17 protein-coding genes are annotated in these 16,824 nt (G+C 45.1%); 4 read left to right on the plus strand and 13 right to left on the minus strand.

The window, feature by feature from the left end; all coding sequences use genetic code 11:
- Positions 1-28 precede the first annotated feature (28 nt).
- The 11 genes from ABD960_RS14855 to ABD960_RS14905 form a co-directional block, all read right to left on the minus strand.
- Entirely contained in the window at positions 29-835 is an 807-nt protein-coding gene (locus ABD960_RS14855) for a hypothetical protein (protein WP_345331935.1), read from the minus strand.
- Positions 807-1,376 (minus strand): RNA polymerase sigma factor, encoded by a 570-nt coding sequence (locus tag ABD960_RS14860; RefSeq protein WP_345332844.1) that lies wholly within the window; start codon positions 1,374-1,376, stop codon positions 807-809. Before ABD960_RS14860 ends, ABD960_RS14855 begins: the two co-directional genes overlap by 29 nt.
- Before the next feature lie 66 nt (positions 1,377-1,442).
- Complete coding sequence (gene hemJ, locus ABD960_RS14865) at positions 1,443-1,976, minus strand: protoporphyrinogen oxidase HemJ (RefSeq protein ID WP_345331936.1); 534 nt, start codon at positions 1,974-1,976, stop codon at positions 1,443-1,445.
- A gap of 417 nt (positions 1,977-2,393) precedes the next feature.
- Positions 2,394-3,419 carry a uroporphyrinogen decarboxylase gene (hemE, locus tag ABD960_RS14870; RefSeq protein WP_345331937.1) on the minus strand — a complete coding sequence of 342 codons (1,026 nt, stop codon included), beginning with the start codon at positions 3,417-3,419 and terminating at the stop codon, positions 2,394-2,396.
- 75 nt (positions 3,420-3,494) lie between these two features.
- Positions 3,495-4,022 carry a tetratricopeptide repeat protein gene (locus ABD960_RS14875; RefSeq protein ID WP_345331938.1) on the minus strand — a complete coding sequence of 176 codons (528 nt, stop codon included), beginning with the start codon at positions 4,020-4,022 and terminating at the stop codon, positions 3,495-3,497.
- Entirely contained in the window at positions 4,022-4,729 is a 708-nt protein-coding gene (locus ABD960_RS14880) for a response regulator transcription factor (protein ID WP_345331939.1), read from the minus strand. The genes ABD960_RS14875 and ABD960_RS14880 overlap by 1 nt, the downstream gene beginning before the upstream one ends.
- Before the next feature lie 10 nt (positions 4,730-4,739).
- Positions 4,740-5,615 carry a sensor histidine kinase gene (locus ABD960_RS14885; protein WP_345331940.1) on the minus strand — a complete coding sequence of 292 codons (876 nt, stop codon included), beginning with the start codon at positions 5,613-5,615 and terminating at the stop codon, positions 4,740-4,742.
- Positions 5,616-5,662: 47 nt separating this feature from the next.
- Entirely contained in the window at positions 5,663-7,033 is a 1,371-nt protein-coding gene (hemL, locus tag ABD960_RS14890; RefSeq protein WP_345331941.1) for a glutamate-1-semialdehyde 2,1-aminomutase, read from the minus strand.
- A 149-nt stretch (positions 7,034-7,182) separates the two neighbouring features.
- Complete coding sequence (gene hemB / locus ABD960_RS14895) at positions 7,183-8,154, minus strand: porphobilinogen synthase (protein WP_345331942.1); 972 nt, start codon at positions 8,152-8,154, stop codon at positions 7,183-7,185.
- Positions 8,155-8,242: 88 nt separating this feature from the next.
- A complete protein-coding gene (gene hemC, locus ABD960_RS14900; RefSeq protein ID WP_345331943.1) occupies positions 8,243-9,817 on the minus strand; it encodes a hydroxymethylbilane synthase in 1,575 nt (524 codons plus the stop codon).
- A 117-nt stretch (positions 9,818-9,934) separates the two neighbouring features.
- On the minus strand, positions 9,935-10,765 hold the full coding sequence (locus ABD960_RS14905) for a TlpA family protein disulfide reductase (RefSeq protein WP_345331944.1): 831 nt from the start codon (positions 10,763-10,765) through the stop codon (positions 9,935-9,937).
- Between the two features lie 83 nt (positions 10,766-10,848).
- Between ABD960_RS14905 and ABD960_RS14910 the strand changes: the two genes are divergently transcribed.
- The gene (locus ABD960_RS14910) at positions 10,849-11,340 is read left to right on the plus strand and encodes a hypothetical protein (protein ID WP_345331945.1); all 492 of its coding nucleotides are present in this window, start codon (positions 10,849-10,851) and stop codon (positions 11,338-11,340) included.
- A gap of 3 nt (positions 11,341-11,343) precedes the next feature.
- Here the strand turns inward: ABD960_RS14910 and hemA are convergent, their stop codons facing one another.
- Positions 11,344-12,570, minus strand: coding sequence for a glutamyl-tRNA reductase (gene hemA / locus ABD960_RS14915; protein ID WP_345331946.1), 1,227 nt, complete (start codon positions 12,568-12,570; stop codon positions 11,344-11,346).
- A gap of 301 nt (positions 12,571-12,871) precedes the next feature.
- Here hemA and ABD960_RS14920 point away from each other — a divergent pair, with 301 nt between their 5' ends.
- From ABD960_RS14920 to ABD960_RS14930, 3 genes are read left to right on the plus strand one after another with little or no spacing between them, the layout of a single operon-like run.
- Complete coding sequence (locus ABD960_RS14920) at positions 12,872-13,258, plus strand: DoxX family protein (RefSeq protein ID WP_345331947.1); 387 nt, start codon at positions 12,872-12,874, stop codon at positions 13,256-13,258.
- A 47-nt stretch (positions 13,259-13,305) separates the two neighbouring features.
- A complete protein-coding gene (locus tag ABD960_RS14925) occupies positions 13,306-14,139 on the plus strand; it encodes an alpha/beta hydrolase family protein (protein WP_345331948.1) in 834 nt (277 codons plus the stop codon).
- Between the two features lie 44 nt (positions 14,140-14,183).
- A complete protein-coding gene (locus tag ABD960_RS14930; protein ID WP_345331949.1) occupies positions 14,184-15,176 on the plus strand; it encodes an MBL fold metallo-hydrolase in 993 nt (330 codons plus the stop codon).
- 58 nt (positions 15,177-15,234) lie between these two features.
- On the opposite strand, the gene ABD960_RS14935 is transcribed toward ABD960_RS14930, so the two are convergent.
- Positions 15,235-16,638, minus strand: coding sequence for a tetratricopeptide repeat protein (locus ABD960_RS14935; RefSeq protein WP_345331950.1), 1,404 nt, complete (start codon positions 16,636-16,638; stop codon positions 15,235-15,237).
- Positions 16,639-16,824 lie beyond the last annotated feature (186 nt).

Below are 16,824 nucleotides of genomic sequence, written 5' to 3' on the forward strand. Positions count from 1 at the left end.
TATTATTGTATAGTTATTTTAGGTTGATCTATTCTTCTTCCGTTTCTATTTTTATAATGCCGAGGTTAATGCCCGTAAGCCTTTGCCCATCGCCGTTATCTTCAAATTCAATTATCTTATCCTTACGTTTATCAATTTTTGACACGATGGCGTTCAGCAGTCCACCAAAGCCTCTGCGCTTCTTTTTCACCGGCTCATCAGCCTGCGCCTTTCCGGTTTGCGGCAACCCTGCCGAAGCAATTACAACAGGCTTTGTTTTAAATGGTTCGGGCTCGGCCGAAATACTTTTTTCGCTAAGCGTTATCGTTGCATCAGGCAGCACAGGGGTATTAATACTTTTCTGCGGTTCCGGCGTTACCTCGGCAATAAGTACAGGTTTTGATTTAATGCCCGCTATCGGTTTTAAAGGGGTTGCGCGTACCCTGGCTAACTTAGCCGGGGCGGGTTTTTCCTTTTTACTATCCTCTTTGCTTACTTCCTCAACCGGCGTTGTTACCGGAGGCTCACTCTTATTAATATTTTGAGCTATAGCCGGTTGCTCACCCTTAGCCATATTATCAGCCACTTTTTTGGCGGGTTGTACTTTAGTAATACGCTGGGTGTGTTCTTCGGGCTTATCTTCCTGCTGTATAAATAATATGCCTGCCGTAACAATTACCACTACAGATGCGGCGGCGCTGATGTAAGCCCAAAGCGGTTTATTCTTTTTGTCTCCATCGAGCCCGGCCACTATATTGCCCCACACATTGCCGGATGGTTCTACTTCCAAACCATTCAGCTTGTTTCTGAACAGATCGTCGAGTTCGTTATCCTGCATATTCATACCTTTTTCCATCGCTTTTAGCAATTAATTCCTTTAAAATAGTGCGCGCCCTTGATAGCTGCGATTTTGATGCCCCTTCAGTTATACCCACAATTTCGGCTATCTCCTTGTGGGTATAACCCTCAATAGCGTACAGGTTAAAAACCATACGGTAACCCGGAGCCAGTTGCTGTACCATACCCATCAGGTCCCTCGCGTCAAGGTTAGCCACGGCTGCGGGGTTAACCGATTGTTCGTGCCCATGCTCGGTGATATCAACCACCTGCATCATTTTGTGATGCTTGCGGTAGTATTCGATAGAACTGTGCACCATGATGCGCCGTATCCAACCCTCAAATGATCCTTCGCCGCGGTAGTTTACCAGGTTTTTAAATACCTTGATAAAACCATTCTGCAACATATCTTCGGCTTCCATCCTGTCCACCGCGTAGCGCATACAAACCGCCAGCATTTTTGAAGCATACTGCTTATACAGCATTTCGCACGCTTTACGGTCGCCCGTTTGGCATCGCTGTATCACATCATCAATTGTAAAGGTTGGCTCCAAAAACATCATTTAAAGGTAAGATGAATGTTTGCAGGAAATGGTTGCAAGGGGTAAGAAAAAAAGACAAGAATTTTATTTTTTCTCGCGGAAGTACTTATAGATCTTCACGGCAGACATGATGATCATCGAGAAAACGATAATGCCGATTACGCCGAAGATCCAGTTCAGCGAGTTTTTGAGTACCACCAAAAACACAATGGCGAACAGAAATATGGTGGCCAGTTCGTTCCAGATGCGTAACTGTGTTGATGTCCATTTAAAGATGCCTTTGCGCATCTGTTTCATTTTGCTCTGGCAGATGTGGTGGTAAGCGATCAGTCCTATAACAAAGGTGAGCTTAATATGCATCCAGCCCTGATGCAGCCAGGCAGGTACCATTACCAGCATACTTATACCGGCCAGCACGGTAAGCACCATAGATGGCACGGCAATAATATACCACAGCTTCCGCTCCATAATCTCGAACTGCTCCGACAGGATACGGCGATCCGGCTCGGGTCTTTGCTGCGCCTCAGTATGGTAAATAAACAGGCGCACAATGTAAAACAGCCCCGCCATCCAGCAGACTACAAATATGATGTGTATGGCTTTAATGTATTCGTACATGTCTTCCCGGTTAAACAGCTTAATTACCTGTCCTAAATTTCTTTTGAGCGATCAAAAGAACAAAACTTAGCGTCAGCGGTATCATGAGTGCCACTAAAAACAAACAACACAACGAATAAATCGCCGGCTTTTTAATTTTCTATTAGCGGTAGTGCTTCAACCTGCTACCCGAAAATTAAGAGGCCGGAGGATTGGGTTATGAGAGGTTTTTACTTTTATTTTCTTAACTACTTATCAATTCAACACCACAAGTCATTGCCGCGTGATAACGTTACTTGTTATTGTCATGCTGAGCTTGTCGAAGCACTCACCGCCTGGCTAATTCCCCCGCGCTCGTACGCTTCGACAAGCTCAGGGTGACAAGCCACCACTGTTTATTATTATCTGTACATTCCCCTTCAGGGGGTTAGGGGGTCTCTAATAGCGAAACTCCTTTATCACCTCAACCGCATACTTCACGTTATCAAACGGAATATCGGGCATAATACCATGGCCGAGGTTGAATATAAAACCATCTTCGCCGCGCATACGCTCGAAGAGGCGGTGTATCCGTTCCTTGATCACTTTTTTATCAGCATATAAAATATGCGGGTCAAGATTACCTTGTACAGCGATGCCTTGCGGTAAACGTTGTTTTATATCCTTCAGGTCAACATTCCAGTCGATAGAGATCACGTCTGGCTTAGCTTCAGACATCAACGGCGCGAAAACCGAACTACCTTTGCAGAACGATATTACCGGGATATCCTTACGGTTCAATTTGCTAATGATCTCGGTGATGTAGCGGTGCGAAAATTCGGTATAATCATCCCATGATAGCGCCTGCGCCCAACTGTCAAATATCTGCACGGCGTTTACACCGGCAGCGATTTGCAGGTTAAGATAATCGGCGGTTACGGTAGCAATTTTTGCTAACAGGCGATGAGCCAGCTCCGGCTGGTTGTGGATTAACAGTTTGGTCAGCTTAAAATCTTTTGACGATCCGCCCTCAACCAAATAACTCATTACCGTGAACGGCGCACCAGCAAAACCGATCAGCGGTATTTTACCATCTAAACGCTGCTGTATCACCTTAATGGCATCGGCAACGTATTGCAGACGGTGGTTAACATCAGTCTCCAATGCGTCAATATCGGCAGCGGTACGTACCGGGTTTGCAAACTTTGGGCCTACGCCCTGGGTAAAGCTCAAATCGCCACCCATAGCTTCGCCGGTTACCAGTATATCCGAGAACAGAATAGCGGCATCAATACCCAACAGATCAACCGGCAACATGGTAACATCAGCGGCGATCTCCGGCGTTTTGCACATCTCTAAAAACGAGTATTTATTCTTTATGTCCCAATACTCTTTCATAAAGCGGCCTGCCTGGCGCATCATCCATACGGGTGGGCGCTCTGTTTTTTCGGAAAAAGCTGCCTTTATAAATAACGAATCTTTCATAAACCTCTTAAAACCCCTCCTAAATCCTCTCCAAAGGAGAGGACTTTTTTCCTGTCATCTTAATAATGGCAGGTACTATTTCTTTTTGTTGTTTAACTCTTGTTTTAATGTGTTCAACACCTCGCGCATTTTGGCGGTTATGTTGTCACGATGCTTTTCGGCCAGGCCTAAAAAGGCGGTGGCTTTTTCATAATTACCGTTGCGATAACTTATGGTGGCTACATGTACCAGCGCCGCCACATGATCGTTAACCGTACGCAGCGGATATTGGGCGGCTATTTCAAAATGCTTTTCGGCTTCCTCATAATCCCGCTTTTGCAGGCTGATGCTACCAAATATAAATTCATAAAACCCGCGCCGCTTTTTACCCAAATAATTAGGGTTATGAATTTGAAGCAGCAGCTTTTCGGCCTTATCAAACTCCTTATGGTGAAATTGCTTGGCGGCTAAAATAACGGTGCCTTCCTTAAAATATCCCCACACTACCAAACCTGCCAGCATTACCGCAACCGCGGTGAGCTGATAGGTTTGATAATATGCGAACACAACGGCCAAAGCCAAAAACAAAAGCGTTACTATAATACGCGCTTTGTTAGTGAACATTAGTGATGATCTTCGGTAAACTTATAACCTACCCCACGTATCGAGTGAAAATACACCGGATTTTTAGGATCAGGTTCAAAATATTTACGGAAGGTGAGTATAAAGTTATCAATTGTACGGGTTGACGGATATACATCATAATTCCATACAGTCTCCAATATCTGCTCGCGCGATACCGCCTCATTGCGGCGCTCTATCAGCAGCTTAAGCAGCATGGTTTCCTTTTTAGTAAGAGCAGTGATAGAGCCATCCTCGTTAACCAGCTCAAACGAGTTAAAGTGGATGGTTTTATCGCCAATCTTATAACTGTTAAATTCTTTCAGGTCCTCACCTTTCAGGCTGCGTTTTACCAGGTTATTAACACGTAGTATCAACTCTTCCAGATTGAAAGGCTTGGTCAGGTAATCATCAGCGCCTTTTTTTAGGCCTGATATCTTGTCCTCATTGGTGTTTTTAGCGGTCAGGAACATGATCGGTACCTCGCTGTTCTCCAGCCTGATGGTTTCGGCAACCACAAAGCCGTCAATTTCGGGCATCATTACATCCAGTATAATCAGGTTGAAGCGCTCCTCTTTAAACAGTTGCAGCGCTTTTTTTCCGTTTTTGGCGGTTGATACCTTGTAGCCCTCAAGCTCAAGGTTAAGTTTTATAGCTTCCAGCAGGTGTTCTTCGTCCTCTGCTAATAATATACGTTTTTTGTGTTGCATGTTATGTGTTTTAGGTTAATCCGAAAGTAACTTCAAATATACTGCCTGATGGATTGTTATCTTTTACCTTTATGCTGGCCTGATGTTTATCAAGCACCTGCTTAACAATGTATAACCCCAAACCAGTGCCTTTTGTGTTACGGGTTTCTTCGCTGCCTACGCGGTAAAAACGGTCAAATATACGGGCCTTTTCGGTATCAGCTATACCGATGCCGTTATCCGCCACCTCAAAAAATATTTGTCCGTCGTTTTTGTATAATTTTACATCTACAGACTGGCAAGGGCTTGAGTATTTTACCGCGTTTTCTATCAGATTGGTAACTACCGAGGTAAGGGCGAATTTGTCGCCGGTTATTTCAATTTTAGGTTCGATCTCGGCATTGATGATCTGCTGGTTACAATCGCATTTGCTGATCTGTAAACGGTTAACAATATTATCAACAAGGTTTGACAGGTTGAAACTTGCCTTTGGAAAAGTGTAAGAACTGTTCTCAATTTTTGAGGCCAGCAGCATATTCTCTACCATATCATCCAAACGTTCAATATCGTTAAGCGACTTGTCAATAAAATCAAGCACCTGAGCCTTAGTCAGATCGCGCTTTTGTATAGTTTGCAACAACAGTTTGATAGATGCCAGCGGCGATTTCAGCTCATGCGTTACGGATAGTAAAAAGTTCTTCTTTTGCTCCTGTAGCTTGCGCTCACGGTTCATTGATTTATGCAGATAGAACGCGCCCAAAAAGAACACGCCTACAAACATGCACCCTTCGCCCATGATCATGCCGCTGCGCTCTGGTTGCATTTTAACCAGCATATATCCCCACCAGATCAGCTCAGCTACAGCGTAAGTAATTAACGCGTAAAATATGATTAATGACCTTTTCATCGTCTACAATTCTGATATGCTTTTATATAACCAATACCGCTAATTTATTAATTATTAGGCCTGAACACTACATCCAGACTATCAAATATAGCACGTTTAGCTTTTTCGAGATCAGTTTTGGTATGGGCTGATGAAATAAAACCTACTTCGTAGCCCGAAGGACCAAAATAAACACCCCGGTTCAACAGTTCGCGGTGCATTTTTTTGAATTTCTCCATACTTGCCGGGTCAATATCTTCCGCCGTGCGGATATCCTTATCCGTAAACGCGAACCAGAATATGGAGCCTATGCTGAATATTTTTAATTTATAATTACGGGCTGTTGCAAAGCGCTGTATCGCCTCGGTAAACTCTTGCGCTTTGTTGTTCAGATCACGGTAAAAGCCCATGCGTAGCAGCTCGGTAATTTGCGCAATGCCTGCGCCCATAGCTACCGGGTTGCCCGATAATGTACCTGCCTGGTAAACGCTGCCCACCGGCGATATATGATCCATAATTTGTGCCGATGCACCGTAAGCGCCCACAGGCATACCGCCGCCGATAATTTTACCATAAGTAATAATATCCGGCTTGATCTGGTAATAACCTGCAGCACCCTCAAAGCCTACACGGAAACCTGATATCACCTCATCAAATATCAGCATGGTACCGTTGGCGGTACATATCTCACGTAGAAATTGCAGGTACTCTTTATGCTGTAAAAGCAAACCGTTGTTAGCCGGTATGGGCTCGATAATAACGGCGGCTATCTGATCCTTAAATTCTTCAAAGGCTTTTTGCAGCGCTTCCTTATCATTTAATGATACCACTATAGTTTCATCAGCGAATGATTTAGGTACGCCTGCCGATGATGTTTCGCCAAAGGTTACCAGGCCTGAACCTGCTTTAACCAGTAACGAATCGGAGTGGCCATGGTAGCAGCCTTCAAACTTTAATATCTTATCGCGTTTGGTATAACCCCTTGCCAGCCTGATGGCCGACATTACTGCCTCGGTACCCGAGCTCACAAAGCGTATCTTTTCAATGTATTTATTATTTTTCAGGATGAGTTCGGCCAGCTCATTCTCCAATGCTGTTGGCGCACCAAACGACATACCATTTTGGATAGTTTCAACCACCTTTTCGCGCACTTTGGCATTATTATGGCCAAGGATCAGCGGACCCCATGAACAGCAAAAATCAATAAACTGGTTACCGTCGGCATCCCACACATGGCAGCCATCGCCTTTTTGTATAAAAAGCGGCGTACCGTAAACCGACTTAAACGCCCTTACCGGCGAGTTAACCCCACCCGGAAAGTAGGTTTTAGCCTTCTCATACAATTCGGCAGATTTTTCCCTGCTTATATCCGGCTTGGCAGTAGTGCTCACCGGCTTACCCTCGTCATCTGAAAATATCTTCTTTATTGAATCGAACATTTTATTTATTTGCTGAAAGCTGAAAGCATAAAGCTTAAAGCTTTTGTTTGTTTTCGTTATTCATCGCCATTGTCATGCTGAGCTTGTCGAAGCATTGGCCGCTTTGTTAGTCCTTCGCTCGCACCTTTCGACACGCCATGGGTGACAGCCTACAGCCACTTATTCTCCAACACTTCCTTAGCGTGGTAGGTTAAAATGGCGGTAGCGCCTGCCCGGCGGATGCTCAGCAATACCTCGGTAATGGCACGCTGTTCATTAAGCCAGCCGTTTTGTATGGCGGCTTTGATCATGGCATATTCACCGCTTACGTTGTAGGCCGCTATGGGCAACTCGGTGCTATCCTTTAATAGCTTGATCACATCCAGGTAAGGCAATGCCGGTTTAACCATCAGGAAATCGGCACCCTCGGCTTCATCTAAACGGGCCTCGATTAATGCCTCGCGCTGATTAGCCGGATTCATCTGGTAACCTTTTTTGTCGCCAAATTTAGGTGCAGAGTTCAGCGCATCCCTGAACGGACCATAGAATGCACTGGCATATTTAGCCGAATACGACATGATGCTTACGTGTTTAAAACCATTCTCATCCAGCACCCGGCGTATGTAACCCACACGGCCGTCCATCATGTCCGACGGAGCGATAATGTCAGCACCGCTTTGAGCATGTGCCAGGGCCATTTTGCCTAATACCTCCAACGTTTCATCATTCAGTATCTCACCGTTTTCCACAATACCATCGTGGCCATCGCTGCTGTATGGGTCCATGGCCACGTCGGTAATTATGCAGGCTTCCGGAAATTCCTTTTTTACCTGGCTGATCGCTCGCAGGTAAAGGCTTCCTTCGCGGTGGCTTTCGGTAGCGAGTTTATCTTTCAGCGCTTCCTCAATATTTGGGAACAAATCAAACGACGTTAAGCCCAGCTTCATGCAGCTCTCTACCTCGCGCAGCAGGTTATCAATAGAATACCTGTAAATGCCCGGCATGGAGGCTACCTCCGTTTTTTGGTTTTCACCATCCACAATAAACAGCGGAAATATCAGGTTAGCTGCACTCACATGTGTCTCCTGCACCATTTGGCGTATCGCTTCACTTTTCCTGTTTCTTCTTGGTCGTTGTAACATAAGCTCAGTCCTTGGACGATAGTCGATGGTCCATGGTTTTCTTGTATATATCTAAAATATCTATGGTCTATCGACTATGGACCATGGACTAAATTCCAAACACCGCTTCGGCCAATCCTACCTCATCGGGCGAGAAAGGCAGCGTGTAGCGTACACCCATTTCTTCAAATTTCTTACCGGTCGATTTGCCTATAGCGATCACTTTTTGATGTGGATCGAGCAGGTTATCCGCAAAATAAGCATCAACGTTTGATGGGCTGGTGAATATTACCACATCTGCCGAGCTGGCTTCCACGTCTTCTTCCAGCACGGTTTCGTAAACCGGCAGATCGATGATCCTGGTATCGGCTGATAAACCCTGGTGAATACTCCGCATCGGGCTTGCCGCCCCCGGGAAAGTTACGGTAGTACCGTTGGCTAACGCGGCAAACTCCGCCGCAACATCGGCTGTATCGGTGCCTTCGCCGGTAAAGTCGGCAAAGTAGCCGTGGCGGCGCAGCGCATCTTCTGAGCCGCTGCCCATCACTCCGAACTTTACTTTTTTAGGCAGTTGCGGGTCGAGTTTAAAAAAGTATTCCACCGCGTTCTTGCTGGTAAAAAACACCCAGTCGGTATTACGCAGTATAAACGGATCGAGCTTGGTAATTACCGCTACGGTACGTATCAGCGAGCGGGCCTCAATCTCAATATTGTTTTTTGATAACGCTTTACGGAAATAACTATTCTCGCTCACCTCGCGCGAGATGAACACTTTAGCCGGATGCTTGCGTTCGGCACTAAACCGGGCCACAATTTTTTCGGCCAGGCCTTCGGTGGTATCGGTTTCTACAAATAAACGGTCGGGGAAACCCTCGCCGGTATCGGCCTTTGAAGTAAATACCTGGAATTTATTTTCATCCTTACGGCAGTAGCAACCTAATGGCAGGTGGCAGCCACCGCCAAACAGCTTAAGCACTTTGCGCTCTACCGCCAGTTCTTCGGCAACATTGGCATGGTTAAGGGCTTGCAGCGTCTCAAATAGCTCCGGGTCGTTTTCCCTTATTTGTATGGCCAACGCACCTTGTGCGGGCGCAGGTATCAGTTCGGTTGGTGTTAATTCTTCTACATGAAATTCGCTCAGGTCTAACCCTAAACGGGCAACACCGGCCTTGGCCAGCATAATGGCATCATAATCCTCGTCGCGCAGTTTACCTATGCGGGTCGGCACGTTACCACGCAGATCCTCGATCTCCAGGTCAGGGCGAACAGCTAATAACTGCGCCTTGCGCCTGTTGGATGATGTGCCTACAATAGCGCCATATTTAACCGACAGCTTTTGGCGCACATCCACACAATCCTTCAATATAAGCAACAGCTCGGCAGGGTCCTCACGTTCAGATACCGCGGCGATGATGAGCCCCGGCGGGTTTTCGGTCGGCAGATCCTTATGCGAGTGCACGGCCAGGTCAATGGTACCGGCAAGCAGTTCTTCTTCCAGTTCCTTGGTAAAAAAGCCCTTGCCTTCCAGTTTATCAAAACTCAGGTTCAGTATGCGGTCGCCCTGGGTTTTAATGATCTTTAATTCGGCTTTAATATTTATAGCTGCCAAACTATCCTTAACAAAGTTGGCTTGCCATAGCGCGAGGTCGCTTCCGCGGGTTCCTATTATGAGTGTCCTATCCAAAAGATATTATGTATTAGCGACCACAAATTTAGTTTTTTACGGCTTTGATTTATTTAATTATTAACGATATGAAATTGAAGTGACTGAAAAGCCTGCAAGCTAACGCTATAGCTGTTGTTATCGCAGATGTCTATCTAACTGCGCGAACAATGCTTTACTATCGCTCGGGCGTTTGGCATCGGTATCAACAATTTTTCCGGCAGCGTTTACAATAACGTAGGTAAGCATTAATATGCGTCTTGAGGTGTCATGCACAGCATCCTGAAACAGCCGGGCGTATTTTTCATCACTTACAAAAATATGCGTGCCTTCCACATCGTATTTGTCTACCTGCTTTTTCCAAAGATATTTGTTTCCTTGTGAGATATACAGGTAACCCACTTTGCCGGATTGACGGTATTTATCCTTCAACGGTTTTGTAAAATCCCTGAATTCGGCCATACAAGGGCCGCAGGTTGTACCCCAAAAGTCAACGTAAACTACTTTGCCTTTAAAATTATCGACTATAATTTTATTAAGATCAGCTTCACTTTCATCAATATCTACAAACTTTATCTTTTTATTTTGCGGATCAAGCGTTAGTGCCCAAACAAATTTGGCTCCGGTAAACAACACCATCAACACAAAGGTTAAGGCCAGCGGCTTAGCTATTTTACCGGTTGCCCGTTTATACTTTATAAGCAACCACACTCCCCCTATTAACAATGCTAATACCAATAAGCTTTTCAGATAGATCAGCATATTCAGGGTGGAATTACGCTCGAGGATGTTGTCTAGAATATGTGCTTTTTGTTCACGGCTGAGGTCATAAACACTTTGTACTACGTTGATCATTTCTTCGCGTACATCTTTCTCCCAAGCCAGGCGATGTTCGGCAATATCAATACCCAACCACGGAATAACCGCCAGCATAATTGCCGCCACCCAAAAAAGCCTTGATTTTATCATATTGCAATGTAAATAAAATAATTACATCGTAAATAATACAATACTTAAACTATCAAAGCACCCTGAAAAAGCTAAATTGCGCCATGCGTTTACCCTTTTGCTTATTATTGCTCACAATTTTGGCAGCGGCTTGCTCCAATGAGAAGGTGGACGAGCACATAGCGGCAACGATAGATAGCAACGCAAAAAATTGGGTAGTTAAAAACCTCGCCGATAAGCCGGGCTACAAATCTGTTAACTATAGCCGCATAGATAGCATAGTTCTTTCCTATCGAAACGATAGCGCGTACATCCGCCTTGAGGATTCAATAATGCAGATAGAGGCCTTGCGTTTCCAGGAAATGGGCGAGAATTTCAAGTTATTTAACGAGCGAAAAGAGAGCGGATATTATGAAAAGAAACAAGCCGAATACCGGAAAAAGCAGGAGCGTATTAAGCAAAAGGTAGAGCCAAATTTTATAGGCTACAAGGTAGATCACCACTTTACGGTTACAGATAGCAGCGGTGCCGCTTTACTAAATAAGTATATTTTGTGTTTTGACAAGAATGGAAACCTGACCCGGGTTATACGATAAGTATTAATTACCGTTGATCAATATATCCTTCGCCATAACCATGGGTACGCTGATATATTTTTTCTCCATATAGCTGATCACCTTCTCCAACACCTCGCGCGATTGCTGGTCAAGGCTTTGTACTTCATCAACAAAAACGGTATTTAAGGCCGTAGTGCGAATTTCCTTAATTTTTTCGGGCACCTGGCGCATGGCTATCTCCACACGGCGTTGCTTAAGCTGCAGGTTAAACTCAGTGATGTTTTCGTCAATAATCGCTTCGGCGTGTACCAGTTCCTGGTAACGCTCCTGCAGGTTGCGTTTAGCCACCTCGTTAAGCGAATGTACCTCGATAAAGTTTACCGGGAACTGCTCCAATACGTCGGCAGCTGTATCATTAGGCACAGCAAGGTCAACTATGGTTTTTCGTCCGGTTTCACCATTTAATAATGATGCATATAATTCAGGCGTGATGATAGGCAATGTTGCTGACGTACAGGTAATGATAGCATCAAACCCGTTTTTATAGTTGGCCAGCTCTTCAAGTCCGTAAGCCTTGCCGCCCAGATCAGCAGCTAACTGCTCGGCGTTGCCTACCGTCCGGTTAAACACGGTGAAGTTACTGAATTTATGTTTTTGAAGATACTTGCTCAGGTTACGGTTGGTTTCGCCGGCGCCGATAATCAGGATGCGTGCGTTTGAGCAAAGCTTAAGATCCTTTAATTTACGGTAAGCCAGTGATACTACAGAGATTGGGTTTTTAGAGATATTGGTATGTGTATATACCTCTTTTGCGGTTTTAACTACACAACCCATCACCATACGCAGGTAATCGCCGGTAAGGCCGCCTTCCCTGCCTTGCTCGTAAGCTTTGCGTATCTGGGCCAAGATTTCCTTTTCGCCAACTACCAAACTTTCTAACGAGCAGGAGGTACGTAGCAAGTGGTTCAATGCGTCCTGGCCTTCGTAAATAACAGCAGCATCCATAAAGGTACCCATGTAGTGTGAGCATAAGCCCATCTCAAGCGAACCAATAAATTTCTCTGCAAAAGGCCTGTCAACCTCCTGCGAGGTAGCCATAACGAATACTACACGGTTACAGGTAGCCAGATAAAATAATTCGGAGATGCCAAATTCAACCTTAACCCTTTGAAGTTTAACGGTCAGATCCTCCTGGCATATCACCAATTTCCCCAACTCCTTCAGCTCGATCTGTTTGTGCGTAAAAGCTATAACCTTTAAATACTTCAAAGCAGTTTTAAATTTAACCCAACAAAAATAACAGGAATAAAAACCCCTTATGTCAACACTTTGTCAAACAGCCGTATTTAGAATGTATATAAATAACATACATTTCTTGATTACGGGGCCGCAAATAAACATTTTTCAGCCCGCACCTGCAACATGGCAAAACAATATTTTGCGTTTGCCGCTTATCACTTATCCATATTAGCAAGTACCTGTTAATTGGCTACATGGTTGCCTGCATTAATTTATAATTATGCAGGGCGGTGCTTTTCAACAGGTTATTATCCGGCTACAAAACTGATACATGAAAAAAGCTCCATTAATTATCATGATAATCGGCTACCTGCTTGCAGGTATTAATCACTTTGTACACCCGGCATCATACATCAAAATTATCCCCCCTTACCTGCCCATGCCAGCCGTGCTTAATATACTGGCAGGCGCTTTTGAAGTGCTTTTTGCCCTGATGCTGATATTTGAGCGAACAAGAAAGTTAGCTGCCCATGGCATTATACTGATGCTGATCGCGTTTTTGCCGGTACATATTGATATGGTTATCCATGCACCTTTGCAATTAGGCAGCATAACCGTAACGCCTCTGCTGGCCTGGATAAGGTTGATTGCATTGCAGCCTTTGCTGATTGCCTGGGCCTGGTGGTGCGCATCGGTTACCGACGAACGCCCTGCTTAAACAAAACAACCGGCGCACCGTTACACCATTACAACCGTTTATTACGAATGATAGTACAGGACCATTTTGTTACCCCTGGCGCCAAAGGCCGCCCCATCTCGCTTGACATTACTGTTGATACGGATAATCGTGATGCACCGCTTGTTATTTTTGCGCATGGTTTTAAAGGCTTTAAGGATTGGGGCACGCATAACCTGGTAGCGCGCTACTTCGCGCAAAATGGTTATCGTTTCCTGAAGTTTAATTTTTCGCATAATGGCACTACGGCCGAAGAGCCCACTGAATTTGCTGATCTGACCAGTTTCAGCGAAAATACTTTTTCGATTGAACTGGATGACCTGAAACATGTGCTCGATTTTGCAGCAAGTGGCGCGGCATTTAAACGCACTGATGAAGTTTACCTGATTGGTCACAGTATGGGCGGCGGCATCAGCATTATACATACGGCAGAGGATTCTCGGATAAAAAAGCTGATCACCATGGCGGCGGTGGCCACCTTTAGAAACCTGTGGCCGCGCCAGGCCGAAAAACAATGGAAGCTAACGGGGGTAATGCACTTCCCTAATTACCGTACCGGGCAGCAAATGCCGGTAAAATCCACATTGCTGGACGATCTGGATAAAAACCCAGAACGGCTGAACATTATTGTTCGTGCTACGGAGATCACGCAGCCCTGGCTTATAGCGCATGGCGATGCGGACCCAACGGTACCACTGAACCATGCGGAAGAATTACATGCGGCACAACCAAACACAAAACTCTATATCATTCCAGGTGGCGACCATGTGTTTGGCGGCACGCATCCTTATATTGCTAAAGAACTGCCGCAGATACTAAAAAACTTTTGCGACAAATGCATTACTTTTTTACAAAGCGATTGATTTACAAAGCACCATATTAGTGTTTATAATTAACACACCACACTATGGGCATACAACCCGCCAAAAAAGAGGGCAAAAAATTTGCAAATATTATACCTACTGATGCCGCCGGACTTGGCCGCATGCTGCCGATACTGCGCGAGTACATGCTTAATAAAGAGGAAAACGTACCTAAAAAAACGTTAGGCCCATTTAAAACGGATGCCGCTTTATATAGTACACCGCCCGCCACCGGCCTGCGCATTACCTGGATAGGCCACTCCAGCATTATCATCGAAATTGATGGCAAACGCCTGCTTACCGATCCGGTTTGGAGCCAGCGGGTATCGTTTACGCAACGCATGGGGCCCAAGCGTTTTTTTGATGCACCACTATCCTTAAACCAATTACCGCATATTGATGCCGTCATCAGTTCGCACGATCATTATGATCACCTGGATGAGAACACAATTAAATACCTTGCTACTAAAAACATTCCGTTTATCTGCTCATTAGGTATAGGCCGGTACCTGCGCAAATGGGGTGTAAAAACGGTTACCGAATTAAACTGGGGTGATAGCACTACGCTGGGCCACCTAACGATAACCGCCGCTCCGGCCAGGCATTTTTCGGGCAGGGGACTGTTTAACCGCGATGAAACACTGTGGTCTTCATTTGTGATCAAAGGGCCGCAGCATAATATATATTTCGGAGCTGATTCCGGACCCTCACCGAGCTTTAAAGATATCGGCGATGCGTTTGGTCCGTTTGATTTGACCATGCTTGAAGTTGGTGCTTACGGAAAGTACTGGCCCGATATACACATGGGGCCTGATAATGCTACAAACGCCCATTTAGCGCTTAAGGGTGAAATAATGATGCCTATACACTGGGGCACTTTCAATCTTGCCCCGCACGCCTGGTACGAGCCTGCCGAAAAGGTGATCAACTATGCCGCGCAAAAAGGCATCAGTTTATTTATGCCATCGCCCGGGACCCCTACTGAGGTTAGCGAAAACCTGATCTCCAACTGGTGGACGCCATACATGAGCCTATAAAAAAACAGCGGCCGGGTTATACCGGCCGCTGAATAAAAATAAAGCATTAATCAAAAAACTATCTTGTATACCTGCTGATGATATCAATAATCACCTTGTTTTTTTGCAGCTGCGGCAAATAATCAAACAGGATATAATGTTTTTCAGGATCGGTTGAAAGCGCCAGTTCCAGTTGGTTAAGCGCCTCGTTATAGTCGCCCTGGGCAAACAGGTAAGCCACCATACGGTAATACAGCTCGGCAGCGTCAGGATTGTTCTTAATGGCCTGCGTCATCACCTCTATTGCGTCCGCCAGCTTTTCCTGCTCGTATAATATAGAGGAGTAATCCAGCCAGGCATCAACATCAACCGGGTTCAGTTCCACAACCTTTTCGTAAGCTTTTTCTGCTTCCTCAATATGGCCCAGTTTATATTCGGCATCAGCAATGGCAAACCAGTAATCCGCGTTTGACAGGTCGAGGTCGAGCGCTTTTTTATAAAAGTGCAGTGCCTCAAAATATCGCTCCTCAAAATCAAGGGTTACCCCTATACCAAACCAGGCATCAGCCAGCTTTGGGTCCATTTTAACTGATTTTTTGTAAAAGGCGCGGGCATCATCCATCTGCTCCAGCTTCTCATAGCACTCGCCAATGGCACAGTAAGTATCGGCATTAGGCTGCTCGTACTCAAAAGTTTGGCGGTACACCTCTATAGCCTCGGCATATTTTTCAAGGTTAACCAGTGCGTTACCCTTATTAAAGTAGGCTGATGCAAAGCTGTCCTTAATCAGGATAGCATAATCATAGGCATCAATAGCCTTTTCAAACAAACCGAGCTTAGTGAAGGCATTGCCCAGGTTATACCAGGCGGCATAGCTGTAAGGTTCGTTATCAATATATTGCTGATAAAACTGTACGCTTTCTTCCTGATTATCCAGCACGTCATAGCAAAAAGCGAGCTCATACAGGGCATCCTGGTTTTCCATATTCTGCTCAAGGCAGCGTTTTAAGTACACTACAGCCTGCTCATACTCGCCCATGTTTTGATGCACGTAGGCCATGTGTAATAACACCTCGTCAGTATCATCAGCTAGTTGTAATGCCTTTTCATAATTCTCAAGTGCTTCGCTGTAACGCTCCATGCTCTCGTAAAGGTTGCCGCGGATGATGTATATATCCGGGTCAGACGCTTCGAGCATGGCAGCTTTATCAAGGGCTTCAAAAGCATCACTCGCACGGTTGGTAACCATCAGCAATTGCGCCTGCTTTATTAAAAACACAGCGGCAAACGGGTGCTGGTTACGGGCATACTCCACTACCTGTAATGCTTTCGGCGGATCGTTCTTCTCGATATAGTAGTCGATAATGTTCTCAAACGCCTGGGCATCAAAAAAGTACTGGTCGTGGTTACGAATCATCTCTTCGTAACGTTCTACCGAGAACTTGGGATCCTCAGTAAAACCAAATTCAAATTCTTCTTCCATTCACTTATTTGTTTGCAGAACATCTCGCTTATAAAGCAATATCATTTAAAATTGCTTTTAAGGCTTATTTGCATTGAATTTAACAACTAAAATCAACGCGGTATTTATTTAGTTTTCCACATCCGCACATTAGCTAACAACCTGCAGCTGTAACTACCTGATAATAAACAAATATTAAAGGGATAG

The organism is Mucilaginibacter defluvii, from assembly GCF_039543225.1.
GTDB classification, from domain to species: Bacteria; Bacteroidota; Bacteroidia; order Sphingobacteriales; family Sphingobacteriaceae; genus Mucilaginibacter; species Mucilaginibacter defluvii.